Raw genomic sequence first — 16,681 nt, forward strand, 5'->3', positions numbered from 1 at the left:
GACTTACCCAGTAAAACAAATACAAGGTCTTTACCAATCACTGAGTACGTCAGTCCAGTCATTATGTAAAATCACGGTTGTTTGAGATGGAACCTATTGCAATTATTGGTATTGGTTGCCGTTTTCCTGGGGCGGATAGTCCTCAAGCATTTTGGCAATTGTTGTCTAACGGAGTCGATGCGATTACAGAAATTCCACCTGAGCGTTGGAATATTGATGAATTCTACGATCGCAATCCAGAAACTCCAGGAAAAATGAACGCCCGTTACGGCGGTTTCCTTTCCCAAGTCGATCGCTTTGATCCGCATTTTTTCGCTATTTCTCCGCGAGAAGCCCTATTAATAGACCCCCAACAGCGGCTGTTATTAGAAGTGGCTTGGGAAGCTTTAGAAGATGCCGGAATTGTCCGCGAACAACTTGCTGGCTCAAAAACTGGCGTATTTGTCGGCATTTCCACAAATGATTATAGCCGCATCCATAGTGGTTATGCCCACAATCCCCAAGGTTACGATCTCACCGGCAACAGTATTAATATTGCTGCGGGTCGTCTTTCCTATCTGTTTAACTTACGCGGGCCGAGTTTAGCTGTTGATACCGCTTGTTCTTCCTCTCTAGTGGCTGTGCATTTAGCTTGCCAAAGTATCTGGAATCAAGAGTCTACCATGGCGATCGCTTCTGGGGTCAATTTGATTCTGTCTCCCATTGGCAATATTGCTTTAAGTAAACTCAAAGCCCTTTCCCCAGATGGCCGCTGTAAAACCTTTGATGAAAGTGCCAATGGTTATGTTCGTAGCGAAGGGGCTGGCTGTATTATTCTCAAACCCCTAGCCCAAGCATTAGCAGATCGTGACCCCATCTATGCAGTGATTCGGGGTAGTGCAATTAACCATGATGGACGCAGTAAAGGACTAACTGTTCCCTATGGGCCAGCCCAAGAAGCCTTGATTCGTCAAGCATTGCAGCAAGCACAAGTTCAGCCCAAGGAAATCGGTTACGTAGAACTACATGGCACAGGAACACCCTTAGGCGATCCGATTGAAGCCATGGCTTTAGGAGCAGTTTTAGGGGAAGGGCGAGATGCGGATCATCCTTGTTTAGTCGGCGCAGTGAAAAGTAATATTGGACATTTAGAAGCGGCGGCGGGGATTGCTAGTTTAATTAAAATGGCTCTTGCCCTCAAATATCAACAAATTCCTCCCAGCCTTCATTTTCATCAACCTAATCCGTACATTCCCTTTGATCAGTTACCTTTACGGGTGCAGTCTAGTCTCATTCCTTGGCCACAAAGTAAATATGGTGCGAAAGCAGGAGTTAGTTCTTTCGGATTTTCGGGAACTAATGCCCACGTCATTTTAGAAGGGATTTCAGCACCCAACCCTTCCCAGCAACAAACCTTCAATTTTCCCCATTTATTACCTTTATCAGCCCATACACCCGCAGCAGTGCAAACCCTAGCTTTAGGGTATCAGGACTTAATTAACGGTCAACAACTAACGCCAGAATTTGGGCAAAATCTTTGCTATAGCGCCAGTGTCAGACGCACCCATCACCCTTACCGTAGTGCTGTAGTTGTCAATTCTCCAGAAGATTTATCATCTTGTTTACAAGCCCTAGCAACCGCAGATATTACCACTCAAACAAAACAGTCGAAACGCAAGCCAAAAGTTGCCTTTGTGTTTTCTGGACAAGGGCCGCAGTGGTGGGCTATGGGACGAGAATTATTAGCGCAAGAACCTGTTTTTCGGGCAGTAATTGAAGAATGTGATACTTTAATTCAAAAGTATGCTCAATGGTCATTATTAACAGAGTTGACCGTTCCTGAGTCTCAGTCTCGCTTCCAAGAAACCGAAATTGCCCAACCTGCCTTGTTTGCATTGCAAGTAGGATTAGCCCATCTGTGGCGTTCTTGGGGAATTGAACCCAAAGCAGTGGTGGGGCATAGTTTAGGAGAAGTTGCGGCTGCTCATTTTGCGGGAGTTTTGAGTTTAGAAGATGCTGTGCATTTAATTTGTCATCGGGGACGGTTAATGCAGCAAGCCACTGGTAATGGAAAAATGCTGGCGGTGGAATTACCAGCTACTGAAGTGGAACCTTTATTAGCTCCTTGGGTTGGTAAACTGGAAATCGCCGCTATTAATAGTCCCAGCGCAACGGTAATTTCTGGAGAGTCTAAGGCATTGGCAGCATTTACCGCCCAATTGCAACAGCAACACCCCGATATTTTTTATAAGGAATTACCCGTTAATTATGCCTTTCATAGCCAACAAATGGCTCCCTTTGCTGAGGCTTTAGTTAAGGAATTATCACACCTCCAGCCTCAAGCCGGAACCCTAGCAATTTTCTCCACAGTTACCGGGGATAAACAAGCACCTCAGGCATTAGATGCCGATTATTGGGGTCAGAACCTCCGCCAAACAGTTCGCTTTGCACCAGCTTTGGCAGCTTTAATTGCATCGGGTTATACCCAATTCGTGGAAATCAGCCCACATCCCGTATTATCAGGATATATCAATGCCTGTTGCAAACAGCAGCAAGTTGATGGGGTGGTATTACCATCTTTAAAACGGGGTTATGGAGAACGAGCAACCCTTTTGAAATCTCTGGGTACTCTTTATACCCTTGGCCACTCAGTAAATTGGCAGGCTTTGTATCCTCATGGCTGTCAAATCGTAGATTTACCCCTTTATCCTTGGCAACGGGAGTCTTATTGGGTCAGCGAATCTCAACCCCAGTTTTCAGAAGCACAACCTGCTGCTTCTTTACTGAATTTGTTAGTCGCCGGAAAGATAGAACAACTCAGCCAAGAATTAAGCAACCATCACCAGTTATCCCCAGAAGCTAAACAATTTATTCCCCAATTACTCCAATTATTAGTTGCAGGGAAATCTGCGGCGAAAATTACTCAAGATTTAAGTAATGCGCGTTATCAAGTTGAATGGCAACTCAGTCCTTTAACCGCCGAAACCAAAACTTCTCAGGCTGAACGTTGGTTAATTTTTAGTGACAATCAAGGCAGAGGAAAGGAATTAGCCGATGTAGTCAATGACCCTTGCATTTTAGTCTCATCGGGTGAAATTTACCAAAAATTACCATCAGGTCATTATCAAATTAATTCTCACCAGGCTGCTGATTTTCAACAATTATTAGAGGATATTTCTCAACCCGTAACAAAAGTGGTTTATCTGTGGGGGTTAGATAGTGCCATAGATATAAAAAATTCTCAAACTCAATCCTATAGTAGTTTGCTGTATTTAGTACAAGCATTAGCTAAAATTAATAATAACGTTGCGCCTCAACTGTGGATTGGCACACAACAAGCTCAACCTGTAACTCCCAATCTCGATCAGATTAATGTTGCCCAAACTCCTTTATGGGGCATGGGTCAGGTAATAGCCCTAGAATATCCGCATCTTTGGGGAGGATTAATTGATTTCGCAAAGCAGGATTTTTCACCAGTTAGCATGATTGCCGAAATAACTGCGAAGACTGGAGAAGACCGAGTGGCATTTCGGGATGGTAACCGCTATATTGCCCGCTTGATGCCCATTTCCACCCCACTACCCACAGCTAAACCCTTAATCGGTGATGGCAGTTATCTCATTACCGGTGGTTTAGGGGCTTTAGGACTGACTCTAGCAGAATGGTTAGTGCAACAAGGAGCGCGTCATTTAATTTTAACCAGTCGTCAAGGAATGTTAAATCAGTCTGAGGAGAAACAACAAAAAATCCGCGCCTTAGAAGCCCAAGGAGCAACTGTAAAAGTTTTAGCGGCTGATGTCAGTGATTATCAGCAAATGAGCCAAGTTTTTGAGCAAATCAAGCTAAATTCTCCTCAGTTGCGGGGTATTATTCACGCAGCCGGGGTATTAAATGATTGTTTGATTTCACAAATGGATCTGGAAACCTTTGCAACCGTGTTCCAGCCTAAAGTTACGGGTACATGGAATCTCCACCAACTAACTCAAGACTTATCCTTAGACTTCTTTGTTTGTTTTTCTTCCATGTCTGCATTACTCGGTTCACGGGGTCAAGTTCATTATGCTGGTGCTAACTCTTTCTTAGATGGACTAGTTTACCACCGCCAAACCTTAGGATTACCAGGTTTAAGCATTAATTGGGGGCCTTGGGCAGAGGCGGGTATGGCTACCCAAGGTTATGAGGTGGGCTTAAAACGAATGGGTATTGAACCCTTAGAACCAACAGCTGCGCTGCAAGTTCTCGGCGGTTTACTGACGAGTGCATCTCAGCAAACAATGGTAGCAGCGATTGATTGGTCTGCTTTTGGGAAGATTGCTGCTGCTAAAGGAAGAGTAGCTTTTTTAGCAGCATTATTGACCCAAGAACCTCAAAATGCCAGCAATGAGGAGAATTTCCGCCAAAAATTAGCAGCAGCCCCCGTTCATCGCCGACAAGCTTTACTCACCACCCAACTACAACAAGAAGTTGCCCAAGTATTAGGTCACAACGGCCCTTATTTACCGGAGATTGAACGTGGCTTTTTTGATATGGGAATGGACTCTCTCATGTCTGTGGAATTAAAGCGTCGTCTCGAAGCCTTACTCGCTGTCTCTCTCCCCTCAACCTTGCTATTTGAATGTCCCACCATTGGTGATGTGGTCACTTATTTAATCCAGGAAGTGTTTGCTGGGAAACTTGATACTAGTGATTCCCCCGTAATGGAAACAAAAGCCAGTGTAGTTGTAGAAAATACGATCGCACAGCTAGAGGGATTATCGGCAGCCGAAACAGAAGCCCTCATGGAACAAGAACTTGCGGAACTACAAGCATTGCTGTCTTAAAGGAGAAGTTTTATATGCCAGCTGAAGAGTTAACGCCTTTACAAAAAGCTATTATTGCTCTCAAAGAAGCCCGTACTAAAATTGAAACTTTAGAGCGAACAAAAAACGAACCGATTGCCATTGTCGGTATGGGTTGCCGTTTTCCTGGGGGGGCAAACAACCCAGAAAAATTCTGGGAATTATTACGTCAGGGACAAGATGGTATTACCACTGTACCACCCCAACGATGGGATGTTGATGGCTATTACGATGAAGATCCTGATGTCCCCAATAAAATGTATGCCCGTTATGGGGGCTTTATTGACAATGTCGATCGGTTTGATCCGCAGTTTTTTGGCATTACCCCCAGAGAAGCGATCGCCCTTGACCCCCAACAACGGCTATTGTTAGAAGTAAGTTGGGAAGCTTTAGAAAATGCGGGAATTGCCCCACAAAAGCTTACAGGAACTCAAACAGGGGTGTTTGTTGGTATTGGTATAGATGACTATGCCAAACGACAAATTAAACATCAGATTCCCATTGATGCATATACGGGATCTGGCAATGCTTTTTGTTTTGCGGCGGGACGTTTATCCTATATCTTGGGACTGCAAGGGCCAAGTTTAGCCATTGATACCGCTTGTTCTACCTCTTTAGTCACCATTCATTTGGCTTGTCAAAGTCTACGTCATGGTGAGTGTAATTTGGCTTTAGCCGGGGGCGTGAGTTTAATGCTTTCCCCTGAAGTCAGCCTCTACCTATCTAAAACCCGCGCCCTTTCCCCTGATGGTCGTTGTAAAACCTTTGATCGAGATGCCAATGGCTATGTCCGGGGAGAAGGTTGTGGGATGGTGGTTCTTAAACGTCTCAGTAGTGCGATCGCTGACGGCGATAATATTTTAGCTGTTATTCGTGGCTCGGCGGTCAATCAAGATGGTGCTAGTAGTGGGCTAACAGTTCCCAATGGCAATGCACAACAAGCAGTTATTCGTCAAGCCTTAGCCAATGCAAAAGTAACACCAGAACAAATTAGCTATCTTGAAGCCCATGGAACCGGCACTGCTTTGGGTGATCCGATTGAAGTCCGGGCTATTGATAGTGTTTTTGGTAAAGAACGTTCCTCAAATCACCCCTTGATTCTGGGTTCAGTCAAAACCAATATTGGTCACTTAGAAATTGCTGCTGGGATGGCAAGTTTGCTCAAGGTAATTTTATCCTTGCAACATCAAGAAATTCCCCCCCACCTTCATTTTCAAGAACTCAACCCCGATCTAGCTGCTTGGGCCAAGTCTTTAAAGATTCCCACCAGCGTTATCCCTTGGCAACCTACAGCACAACCGAGAATGGCGGGTATTAGTTCATTTGGGTTAAGTGGAACTAATGCTCATATCATTATTGAAGAACCACCCCAGTTAACGGTTACGCCGAATGAAGTCGATCGTCCTCTGCATGTCTTAATGTTATCGGCAAAAAGTGAAGCCGCTTTACACACATTAGCTGCTGATTGGGAAAATCTTTTAGGCAACAATCCAGAGATTAATTTTGCCGATCTGGCATTTAGTGCCAACACGGGACGGGGAAGCTTTAATCATCGCTTGGCGATTATCGCCCAATCAACCACCCAAGCAAGACAAAATTTAGCAGCTTTTAATCACAAACAACCATCCTTGAATGTCTTCAGTCAAGAAGTAGAAAAGGGCAGACAACCCAAAATTGCCTTTTTATTTACCGGACAAGGATCTCAATATGTGGGTATGGGGCGACAACTTTATGAAACCCAACCTACATTTCGCCAAGCTTTAGAAGAATGCGATCGCTTATTGCAACCTTACTTAAAAGAATCCTTATTAACTGTTTTATACCCCCAAACCCCAACAGCCAACTCCGTATTAAACCAAACTGCTTATACTCAAACCGCCTTATTTGCGATTGAGTATGCTTTGTGTAAATTATGGCAGTCTTGGGGCATTGAACCTCAGGGAGTCCTCGGTCATAGTGTCGGCGAATATGTAGCGGCTTGTATCGCTGGAGTATATAGTCTTTCAGAAGGTATAGAATTAATTGCCCAACGGGGACAACTGATGCAAGCTTTACCCCAAACAGGGACTATGGCGGCTGTGTTTGCCTCTGTGGAAACCGTGGCTAGAGCGATCGCACCTGACGCTGACAAAGTTACTATTGCTACCATTAATAGCCCAGAAAATGTGGTAATTTCGGGAGATAAAGCAGCAATAGCTCTGGTACAAGCCGATCTTTGCGCTCAGGGAATTGATGTGCGTCCACTGCAAGTATCCCATGCCTTCCATTCCCCGATGATGGAACCCATGTTAGGGGAATTTAAACAAGTAGCAGCCAAGATTAATTACCAAGCTCCTCGCATTGATTGGATTTCTAGCGTCACCGCAGAAGAGATTACCCAAGCCATTGATGGAGAATACTGGTGTCAGCAAATACGTGATTGTGTGCAGTTTGCACCCGCGATCGCAACATTAGCCAAACAAGGTTACGATCTGTTGATTGAAATTGGCCCCCACCCTGTTTTAACCAGACTCGGAAAACAAACTCTAGCCAATCCGGAAATCCTCTGGCTACCATCTCTACATCGAGAACAAGACAATTGGCAATCTTTATTGCAAAGTGTCGCTACCTTAGCAGTTCATGGGGTAGGAATTGACTGGTCTGGGTTTGAGCAAGATTATGTCCGTCGTCGTTTGATTGTACCTACTTATCCTTTCCAAAGACAACGGTATTGGTTAGCCGAAGCAGAAACGATTCAACCAGAAGTTGTACCTGTTGCTGCTATTTCCCCAGAAACACCAACAATTGTTGCAGCAACGGAAACATTAGAAAGCCAAATTCTTTCCTTAGTCGCTAATATTACTGGCATTGATCGTCAACAACTCAGCCTTGATGCCACCTTAGAAGGGGGTTTAGGCTTAGACTCGATTATGATGACCCAATTCATGAATGGGATTATCAAATTCATTCCCCAAGCACAACGAGAAAGCTTCAATCAGGTCTTTTCTCTGCGGGATTTAATGCAAATATCAAATCTAAGGGAACTGTTAAAGGTTCTGGAACCATGGCAAACTGTTGATTTACAAGAAACAACAGCAGTTAATGTGGTAGCTGTTGATAATCCTGAAATCGATCAAGCAAGTGACGTTGTAGAAATTCTCCATAGCCAATTGCCTTTATTAGTAAGTTACTGGAGTCTCAATTCCAATAGTTTATTTACCAAGGTACAAATTCAAGGAGACTTTAATCTAGAGATTGCTCAACAAAGTTGGCAAGAATTGATAGACAGACATCCCATGTTAAGGGCGCGTTTTCACATTCCCCAAGGCGCAACTAGCTTTGCGGACTATCAATTGCAAGTGTTGAAAAATCCCATCCCTCCGGCTATTCCCCTCAAGGATATCAGACATCTGACTGCTGAGGAACAACAACAAGCGATCGCCCAAGAAGTACACTATTGGTTAAATTATCACTGGTTATTAACTCAATGGCCATTACATGGGTTTTCGGTATTACAGCTATCTGATTCAATTTATCAACTGTTCTTGGGGAATGAACATCTGATTGCTGATGGTTTGAGTAATCATGTGATTATTCGCGAATTTCTAGAAATCTATCGCGCTCGTATTGATCAAGATACCCCGAATCTTCCCCCGGCGTTATCCGTCGCTGAATATCAAGCGCAGGTTAAAGCAATGAATGTTTGGCAAGATGTTGACGAAGATCGCGCTTTAGCAGAATATAATAACGTTCAACGTCACACTGCTTACCTGTGGAATCCCCAACAGAGGCAAACTCGCCAGCAAACTCCCAAATTTGACAATCAAAAATATATCCTGTCTGCGGAAACTACTTCCCAGCTAATCGAAAAAACCCGTGAATGGCGAGTGCCGATGAATACTCTCCTTTTAGGAGCGTTTATTAAAACCATCGCAAAATTGGATACTACCTCAGAGAAAATAGGTATTCAAATTCCTACCAGTGGACGGGTATATCCGGTAGTAGATGTATCAGGAGTGATTAGTAGTTTTGCGCAAAATTTAGCCCTAAGTTTTGCCCCACCCCAACCACAACAAGATTGGCAGTCATTTCTGGACGCAATTCAGCAAACGGTGCAACAACACATTGGTAGTGGTTTAGACCGGGCGCAAACTCGGCAAATGGGAAGAATTTTTCGGGATAGTTTTGTGTTGGAAAATGGACGGATTCCAGCGCACAGCCTTGCTTTAATCCAAGGCGCTTTAAAATCTAATTTGTATCTTCCTTATACAGGTCAAACCCACATTCATCCTCAGTATGGGTCTTTATCTGTGACTGAGTATCAAGCAGGTGGGATGAATGCTTCGGGAACGATTGATATTTTGCAAGAAATTTTTGATCGTCGGCTTCACTTGTTTGCTAGCTACGATGGCAACACTTTTGATGCGTCTGTAATTGAAAGTTTGATGTCATCCTATCTAGAACAAATTGAAGAATTAGCTACTTTGCCAACTGAAGAACAAGTTGCTTCTACGTTGGCATCGCCCATTGCAATCAATCAAGATATTGGGGCGAACTTACGACAAATTACTTCCGAAATCTGCCATTGGGCAATTGCAGAATCAGAAATGAGTGATGATTTAGAAGCAGATTTAGGACTCGATTCCTTAGAGCGGATTCGTTTAGTGACGCGCTTAGAAGGATTGTATGGTAAAAATTATCGTCAAGCCCTGCTGAATTGCCGCAGCTTAGAGGAAATGGCGGTTATTTTAGCACCAACCACAACTCCGGTGATAAATCCCCAAATTTCCGCAAGTTTACGCCAAATTACTTCTGAAATCTGCCATTGGGCAATTGCAGAATCAGAAATGAGTGATGATTTAGAAGCGGATTTAGGACTCGATTCTTTAGAGCGAATTCGTTTGGTGACGCGCTTAGAAGGAGTTTATGGCAAAAATTACCGTCAAGCGCTGCTTAATTGTCGCACCTTAGAGGAGATGGTGATTGTGTTGAGTGCTGAACCCCTAGCCATCGGTGTTTAGGAACCAGAAAGCAGAGGGCAAAATTCTATTTCTTCCTTCTGCCTCCTACCCGGTTGTTGAGCGAAGTCGAAACACTGCCTTCTTCAATCTAGTTGTTTTCTATCAAAAGGATATCTTTAAAATATGAATTTTACTCCAGAAATTCCCTATTATCAAATTATTCAGCAAGCGCAATTAACCCCCGATGCGATCGCAGTTTTTGATCGAGCTAATCCCCTCACTTATCAACAGTTAGATCGTCTCTCAAATCAAGTAGCTGCTTATTTACGCACCCAAGGAGTCAGTCCCAATACCAGAGTCGGGATTATGACCGAACGGGGAGCTAGAATGATTATTGGCATTTTGGGCATTCTTAAAGCTGGCGGTAGTTATATCCCCCTCGATCCGGCTTATCCCACAGACAGACTGCGTTATATCCTCGAACACGCAACCATCGAGACATTACTCACAGAACATCAAGTTAGTCAACAAGTAGTGGCTTGTGTTCAGGAACCGTTACCTTTACAAACTGTGATGTTTTTAGATGAGGGCGAACCGTTAGGGGAAATTAAATCCTTAACCCAAATCACCTCTGAAACCTGGCAAAGTTTTAGTGATGATGCTGTAGAACTTTGTAACAGTCCTGATGATTTAATGGTGATTCTCTACACCTCTGGTTCAACTGGTCGTCCCAAAGGGGTGATGCTGAATCATCGAGGTTACATGAATCGCCTGACATGGATGCAGAATACTTTTTCATTACAACCAGGCGATCGCGTCGCCCAAAGAACCTCTTTTTGCTTTGATATCTCAGTGTGGGAAATTTTCTGGACATTGATGACAGGGGCGACTATTTGTCCTGTGCAACGGGAAGTAGTTCTCAATCCTTGGGAATTCGCACAATGGATTCAACAAACTCAAATTAATGTCATGCACTTTGTTCCTTCCCTGTTTGGGGAGTTTATTAGTGCTTTAGAAAATGAATCTTGGACTTTTCCCCAATTACGTTGGTTAATTTTTAGTGGGGAAGCGCTACCCATGTCCTTTATCCAAAGGTGGATTGATCGCCATGGACTGAAAACCGGACTAGCCAATCTTTATGGCCCTACAGAAGCTTCCATTGACGTTACTTGTCACTTAATTAATGAACGCCCTGATGAACGACTAACTACTCAAATTCCCATCGGTAAAGCTATTGATAATGTTTATCTCAAAGTTCTTGACGAAGGGATGCAGCCTGTCAAACCAGGAGACATGGGAGAACTCTGGCTTGGTGGAGTCCAGTTAGCATTAGGCTACCTCAAAGATCCCCAAAAAACTGCTAAAGCTTTTTGTCCTAACCCCTTTAGTGAAATTCCTGGCGAATATATCTATCGCACAGGAGATTTGGTCAAAGAACTACCAGACGGAACCATTGAGTATCATGGACGAATAGATCATCAAGTTAAAATTCGTGGTTTCCGCATCGAATTGGGAGAAATTGAAAGTGTATTAACCACTCATCCCAATGTCCGGGAAGCCGCAGCTATTGCGATTGATTATGGGGAAGGACAAAAGCGATTAGTTGCTTGCATATCTGGAAATAAAATCAAAAATCGTTTCATCAAGGAATATCTAGAAGAGAAACTTCCCCATTACATGATTCCCCAACGGTTTCTATGGTTGGATAGTTTACCCAAAAATCATAATGGGAAATTAGATCGCAATGCATTAGTGGCTCAATTAACCTCTGATTCCTCTGCTTCCCAGCTACCTCTATTACCTCTAGGGCCAGCACAACGTTGGTTAGTCAAATATTTTGAGCCTCCTTATCAGTGGTTGGGTTATACCCGTTTTCTCTATCATCAATCACTCAATTTAGATATCTTCAATCAAGCGCTTAATCTCCTTGTTCATCGTCATCCCGCTTTTCGGACGGTTTTTGTTCAAAATCAAGGACAATGGCAACAACATATTCTCAATCAACCCCAATCTATTGTCGCTGAATATTGGGATGGTAGCCAGTTAAGCCAAGAAGAACGGAATCGGAAAATTGAGCAACAAATGGAAGCCACAGCCAAACAAATTCAGATTGACCGTTGGCCGATAACGGCGACAATCATCGTCAAGGTGAGTCCTGCTTGTTACGATATTACGATGATTGCTCACCATATGATTGCTGATATGTTAAGCGCGACGATTTTATTTAAAGAACTTTGGAGTGCTTATCATCAACTTTTATTAGGCGTTTCTCCCACATTTCCTCAGCCTCAAGCGGAATCCTATGAAGATTTCATGCAAATATTAGTGAATGAGGAGAAGAAAGGAACCTTTGATGGTCATCTTGAATATTGGCAATCGCAATTTCCTGATGCTACAAGCCGATTTGAGGTTCCCGTTGATCATGTCAAAGGAGCCAATATAGAAGTCTCGACTGAGAATGAATGTTTTAGTCTAAGTCAACAACAGACAGAACTTTTATTGACCAAAGGAAAATCTTATTATGGTGCTAATGTTTACCCGATTCTACTCGCGCCTTTATATCGTTTAATGGCTAATTGGAGTCATCGTCCAGGGGTGGTAATTAGTCATCGGAGCCATGGTAGGGATTTAGGACAAGGAAGTACTTTTATGGAAAGTATGGGGAATTACGCAGTGAATTTCCCTGTGGGTATGACTTTAGACTCATCTGCTATTTGGCCAGAAATCATTCAAGAGATTAGCGATCGCTTTCAAAGTGTACCGATGAATGGTATAACCTATGATTGGATTGGCGATCGCTTACCTGAATACCTCTACCCTGACTGTAATTTAACCCCAATCCGGGCTAATTATTTAGGTAATCGTTCTGTTGCTCCATCTAACCTCTTTGAATTTGTGTATGGTGCCCGTGACTGTCGTTTGTCACCCCCCGATCAAAAACGCACCACACTCATTGAATTTTTCTTTTTGGTAGTTGATGGTCGTTTAGAGATCACAATTGAATATTCTCGGAATTTTCATCTGTCTACAACAATTCAATCCCTAGGAAAACAATATTTACTACTTCTTGAAGATCTCTTGAATCCTGTCTCTATTCCGCAGATAGGATTAATGCCAAAATAGGCAACTTTAGATCAGGACTAAGGCACTCATTGCATCATCCTCCCCACTCGTATAAAGACGGGTGGGGAATTCCGCATTTAAAGGATAAAAGGGACTTACAAAAAATAAATTATATCATGTTCGGGTAATTAGTTATGACTGCCATATTCACTGAACCCCACCCCTTATTCCCCTCCCCGTTTACGGGGAGGGGAAACAAAGCGTCGCTTTGTTGGGGTGGGGTTTTCCCACGCTTTGCAACAATTTATATGCCAAGGGACATCCAATTTTTTAAATACCCAATAAATTTGTAGTGCGAGCATCTTGCTCGCTTTTTAACATTAGCGAGCAAGATGCTCGCACTACGGAATATGGGTAATTTATTTTTTGTAAGTCCCCAATGGTCAATGGTGAAAAAGTAGGCTTTTTTGGACTATAGACTATTGACAGCCTTAAGGAGAGATATCAATACTGCTCGGTTAAGGAAAATTGTAGGTTGGGTTGAGGCTCTGCGAAACCCAACAGAGCTACCCAAATGTTGGGTTACCCTGCGGGAAGCCGCTCCGCGTCTACGTTCCTCAAACGCCACTTGCTACAAGCCGGGAAACCCGGACAACGCAGTGGCTCCCCAACCTACGCGGGTTAAGGTTTTTGAGCTTAACCGAGCAGTATTGGGAGAGATATGTGACAATGCGCGTAAGTCCTGTTATTTTTGGAGTTCCTTTAACTAATACCAGAAAAGAACAAACCGCGTTTACTAGAGTAAATGCGGTGTATCTAGAAAGTTGGAAGTTCAATTAAATCTGTAATTTCAAGATAAAAATAATGGCGGCTTTTATCCTTGTTATAAATCTCCCAGGGATAAGCCAGCTAGAGCATCAAAATCGGGAGCATCCCAAATGTGCAAAAACGCCCTCACCCTATAAGGGTGGGGCTAGAAATACGAAGCCTGCCAAGGCAGGCTTTGTTGGTATAGCAATACCCTTCTAGGGTATTGCGTCAAAATTGGGATGCTCCCTCAAAATCATCTTGGAGAAGAATAGCCATATTCAGCACGGAGTTTATTATGTTTGCTTAAACTCAGGAAAAATAAAGCGAAAATTACCAGCATTAGCGTAAAAATATATCGTGTTCCGATCAATGTCATGACTATCGCCGATAAAATCGGGCCAGCCGTACATCCCGCACTATAAATCGAGGTAAATACAGCACTGCCAGAGGATAATTCATCAACTGCTAATCGAGACCCAATTAAAGCCAAGGATAGGGGGAAAACGGGACTCATGCCTACACCAGACACAAAAGCTAAGAAGGGAGTGATATTAGGATTATCTACAAAAGATAGAGCAATTACTGAGATAATCACTACAATAACACTACCAGTTAATACTTTGATTGAACCCATGCGATCGGCTAAATGAGTTACCGGAACCGTTGATACTAACCCCCCTAAAATAAACAAACCAAAAATATGACCAATCCTTTCAATGCCATAATTTTGTTCTAGCAAATAGAGAGGATAAAGAGATACTAATGTGGCGACACTAAACCCATAAGCGAAGGAACCTTGTAAGGGAAGCTTGAGCTTTTTAATAATCTGAAAACGCGGGGTTTGAAACTTAATTTTTTTTTCTGGTAAGCCCCAATATACAACAATAATGCCACTCAAAATTAAGCCACTACCTAAGAGAAATGTCGTTTGCGGAGAAGCATTGTAAAAAGCTGCTCCCATGACTGGCCCGATGCCAAATCCTAAGCTAAAGGCTAAAGCATGTAATCCATTAACAATGCCACGATTTTTATCATTACAGAAATAGTTGACGGCAGTTTGTCCAGAAATCAGATATAAGCAACAAGCTAAACCCATGACTGCACGTATCACAAACCAAGCAAATAAGTTATTTGTCAAGGGAAATACAGGTGCAATTATTCCCATAATCAAAAACCCTAACATCATGGTTTTACGCAACCCTATTCTCCGGAGAATTTTGGCGACTAAGGGGGAGCCAATAGCAATGATAAAAAAGTAAAGGGTAGAGTTAGCACCAATGACAATATCATTAATGTTATTTTGTTTCATTAGGGTAGAAATAAATGGATTAAATAACCCTAAAGAAATTCCTGATAAAAATTCCGTAATATAAAGGGCTGGCAATCCAATAGCAAAAGCAGAATCGGCTGTTTTAGTAGTCATAATCCATTCTTAGTAGCGGTATATGATTGAGCAAAGGTTTAAATATTTTCTGGGCGGTAATAACAATATTGAGATGGCAGAATCAGACCTTGTAATTTCAAATTTTGTAACCGATATAAATAGGCAGCGCCTCCCATGATATGTGTGGCGACATCAACAACTGTGCGATTTTCAGGAAGTTCTAGATAAGAACCTCTTACCCATTCATTAAAGGAACCCATGGCAGGGCCACACCAGATTTGATAATCCATTTTTCGTTGCTCATCTCCACTAGTTGACCAACGAGAAGATAACCCTAAATACCAGCGAAAAATCAGAGCCATTTTGCGTTTAGGGTTGTTATTAGCTCGTTTAATTTGTTCTGGATCTCGTTGGGAAAAATAAGCAACGGTTTCATCCCAAACTGTATCTAAATTTTTCCGGAAAATTTGCGTTTCTAAAGTTTGACGGATTTCTGGGGGAATCTCTGCAATTCCTTCATAAGTTTTATAAAGGTCGTACAATTTTTGTGCCCGCATGGGAAACAAACTACCCCGTTTAAGTAGTTGTACCTTAACCCCCATTTCAAACATATCAGCGCAGGGTGCCATTACCATGTCAGCCATGCCCGCTTGGGCTAATAATTGTTTCGTATGCTGAGAGGTTCCTGCTTCTATGCAACTATGGTTGATGGAGCCTGTGACAATGTAACTAGCCCCCATCATCAAGGCAGCTAAAGCAGCTTCGGGTGTGCCAATTCCCCCAGCCGCCCCTACTCTCACAGGATGGTCATAATGGTATTGCTGTTGCATATCATCCCGTAAGCTGATAATGCTGGGTAGCAGACATACCAAGGAACGATTATCAGTGTGACCCCCTGAGTCAGCTTCCACGGTAATATCATCTGCCAAGGGAACTTTTTCGGCTAAAGCCGCTTGTAACGGAGTAATATGTCCCTGTTCTACTAGGGATTTGAGGAATTTTATCGGCGCTGGTTGCAAAAATTTTTGAGCTACTTCCGGGCGGGAAATTTTGGCAATGACTTGATTGTGGGTTTGGATTTCCCCTTGAGAATTTAGGTGTAGCCCTGCTGCACGATAGCGGACAATATGAGGGGTTAAATCCATGTAGGCGGAAGCTTCTACCGTTTTCACCCCATGTTTGAGGTAAAGTTCAACCGCCCCTTGTTCTAGGGCTTCTTCTGAGGGGCTGTGAATCAAATTGAAGGCATAGGGGCCTGTGGGTAGGGCTTGTTGAATTTGCAAAATCGCTTGTTCTACCCGTTGCGGTACTAATCCGGCTGAACCAAAACTGGCTAAAAATCCGGCTTTTCCCAAGGCAATGACTAGGGTTTCCGAGGCAATACCCCCCGCCATCGCCCCAGCAGCATAGGCATAGTTTACACCATGGAAGTCACGAAAATTGCGATCGCCTAATTGTTGCGGTAAGAGAGCATTCACCATCATTTGCGCTGGTACACCTTCAAGAGGTTGATGAGATACTCCTATTTGATTATTTTTCAGGAATACATAACAAGGTTGATGTAAATTCAATAATTTTTTTTGAATGCCTTCATAATCGAAAGCAATAGAATCTGATTTAACTTTAGTGAGCATTTTTTTGCAACCTCAAGTAATGATTGAATAAGT

Annotated in this window: 5 protein-coding genes; 3 read left to right on the forward strand and 2 right to left on the reverse strand. The window is 43.0% G+C overall.

The window, feature by feature from the left end:
• Positions 1–86: 86 nt before the first annotated feature.
• The 3 genes from AACW45_RS04920 (at position 87) to AACW45_RS04930 (ending at position 12,880) form a co-directional block, all read left to right on the forward strand.
• On the forward strand, positions 87–4,799 hold the full coding sequence (locus AACW45_RS04920) for a type I polyketide synthase (protein ID WP_190631660.1): 4,713 nt from the start codon (positions 87–89) through the stop codon (positions 4,797–4,799).
• A gap of 14 nt (positions 4,800–4,813) precedes the next feature.
• Positions 4,814–9,817 carry a type I polyketide synthase gene (locus tag AACW45_RS04925; RefSeq protein ID WP_190631663.1) on the forward strand — a complete coding sequence of 1,668 codons (5,004 nt, stop codon included), beginning with the start codon at positions 4,814–4,816 and terminating at the stop codon, positions 9,815–9,817.
• A 123-nt stretch (positions 9,818–9,940) separates the two neighbouring features.
• Entirely contained in the window at positions 9,941–12,880 is a 2,940-nt protein-coding gene (locus AACW45_RS04930; RefSeq protein ID WP_190631665.1) for a non-ribosomal peptide synthetase, read from the forward strand.
• Positions 12,881–13,883: 1,003 nt separating this feature from the next.
• Here AACW45_RS04930 and AACW45_RS04935 read toward each other — a convergent pair.
• Together AACW45_RS04935 and AACW45_RS04940 are read right to left on the reverse strand one after the other, a co-directional pair.
• Positions 13,884–15,053, reverse strand: a complete 1,170-nt coding sequence (locus tag AACW45_RS04935) for an MFS transporter (RefSeq protein ID WP_190631667.1) — start codon at positions 15,051–15,053, stop codon at positions 13,884–13,886.
• Between the two features lie 38 nt (positions 15,054–15,091).
• Positions 15,092–16,648, reverse strand: coding sequence for a PfaD family polyunsaturated fatty acid/polyketide biosynthesis protein (locus tag AACW45_RS04940; protein WP_190631670.1), 1,557 nt, complete (start codon positions 16,646–16,648; stop codon positions 15,092–15,094).
• Positions 16,649–16,681 lie beyond the last annotated feature (33 nt).

It is taken from the genome of Calothrix sp. FACHB-168, from assembly GCF_963889195.1.
Lineage (GTDB): Bacteria > Cyanobacteriota > Cyanobacteriia > Cyanobacteriales > Nostocaceae > Aulosira > Aulosira anomala_A.